Origin of the sequence: Mesotoga sp. HF07.pep.5.2.highcov (assembly GCF_003666285.1) — a bacterium.
In the GTDB taxonomy this organism is placed as follows: domain Bacteria; phylum Thermotogota; class Thermotogae; order Petrotogales; family Kosmotogaceae; genus Mesotoga; species Mesotoga prima.
Genome location: NZ_JFHJ01000607.1, coordinates 1 through 1749, shown reverse-complemented (window position 1 = coordinate 1749; position 1749 = coordinate 1). Strand labels below are relative to the sequence as shown.

Annotated in this window: 1 protein-coding gene and 2 pseudogenes; 1 reads left to right on the top strand and 2 read right to left on the bottom strand. The window is 46.8% G+C overall.

Annotation, left to right across the window (positions count from 1 at the left end):
• Positions 1–1082, top strand: a pseudogene (locus BG32_RS12955) (Ldh family oxidoreductase).
• Between the two features lie 26 nt (positions 1083–1108).
• Here BG32_RS12955 and BG32_RS12950 read toward each other — a convergent pair.
• Both BG32_RS12950 and BG32_RS12945 read right to left on the bottom strand, forming a co-directional pair.
• Positions 1109–1411: a hypothetical protein gene (locus BG32_RS12950; RefSeq protein WP_014731970.1), complete on the bottom strand. Its 303-nt coding sequence runs from the start codon at positions 1409–1411 to the stop codon at positions 1109–1111.
• 36 nt (positions 1412–1447) lie between these two features.
• Positions 1448–1749 (bottom strand): annotated as a pseudogene (locus BG32_RS12945) (hypothetical protein); the annotation flags it as partial.

Below are 1749 nucleotides of genomic sequence, written 5' to 3'. Positions count from 1 at the left end.
ATGGGTAGACCCGTAGCATATGAAAACCTGAGGAAGCTCTGCGAAGAAATCCTTCTTGCCGAGGATTTCGACAGAGAGGCCGCTCATGAAATAGTGGACGTTTTGTTGGAAGCTGATTTGCGTGGCATTCCTTCACACGGTGTCGCAAGACTTGGTAGATACATTAAGGAAAGAGATAGCGGAAATATTCTGCTAGATTCCGAGCCATCGATAGTACATGATACTCCGGTTTCGGCCACAGTTGACGGTAATGGCGGTCCAGGACAATGTGTTTCCAACTACGCGATGGATCTTGCAATAAGAAAAGCGAAAGAATCGATGATTGGTCTTGTTTCAGTTAGAAACTCGAATCACTATGCATCTCAGCCTATTATTCCGAAAAAGCGCTTTCAGAAAAGATGATAGGAATAGCAATGACCAACAGCTACCCTCTCGTCGTTCCGACTTTCGGGAAGGAGGCCGTTCTTGGCACAAATCCCTTTTCAGTAGCAATTCCTGGGCTGAAAAAGAATCTTATACTGGATATGGCTACTAGCGTTGTGACCAGGGGAAAATTAGAGGTTTACGATAGGGTGGAAAGAGATATTCCAAATGGCTGGGCAGTGGATGAAACAGGTAGAAACACAACCTCTCCCAGAAGGGTTGTGAACAACTTCAACAGTCGAAACCCCGGAGGTATTCTTCCTTTGGGAGGATCCGAAGAGGATTTTGGTGGTCACAAGGGCTATGGTATGGCCCTTCTCGTCGATCTCTTGTCTGCCGGTCTCTCTTTGGGTAGATGGAGTGCCGAAACTTATTCCGGCTCTCAAGCAGGTGTCTCTCACTTCTTCGGATGCTTCAGCCTGGAGCTCTTCGGTGATCGATCTTCCCTTATAGAACATCTCGAACACATAGTGGATGGGGTCGTTTCAAGCAAGAAGGCCGACGGTCATAACAAAATCTACTACCACGGAGAGAAAGAGGCTATGGCAAGAGAGAGAGCTGTGACTTCGGGCATAGATTTAGACCAGAAGACAAAAGACTCACTTGTCTCACTTGCGAAAAAACACTCTCTATCTATTCCCGTTGAGTTACTGGACTAGAACGAAATTTCAGAGCTGCTTAAATTCTAGAACACCAATACGAATACTAGCAAGGGTCTGAACGGAAGACGCTTGGTGAGACTGTAAGCGGAGATTATTCCGGCGAAATCGGCTATCAGGTCTCCGTACTCCGCCGTACCTTTCCCGGAAAACCAATCCCAGATTTCCTTTCCCACCCCGAGAGAGGCGGAGAAAACAAAACCGCCTATGTCACCCAAGAAGTAACTTGAAAGGCCATAGGCGGAATAACTTACAGAATAATGAATAAATTTGTCGTAACCCGTTACCGCTAAAGAAACGATAGAAAAAAGTAGAACAAAGACGACCAAAATAAACTCTCTCAAATAAGTATCTTTAGCCCCTGATCAGAACTCGTATAGCACTCCAAGTCCTACTGAGAAGAACTCGGGAAGTGGCCAGTAATCTCCACCCGGGAAATCACCTTCCTGTCGGGTCTGGTAATCCTTCACTCTATAGCCCCTTGCAAATCCGTTTAGGATGACCTTATCCGAAATCGGTGTCATAACCTGGAATCCGCCACCGATTGCAAGATGCGGCGCTCCGAGATCGAGAATTCCGATCTCCCAACTCTGTTCTCCGAAGTTGGAATCCTGGACGGAACCCACACTTACAAGCAACCTCGCCTTGAGATTGAGTGTCTCGAAGA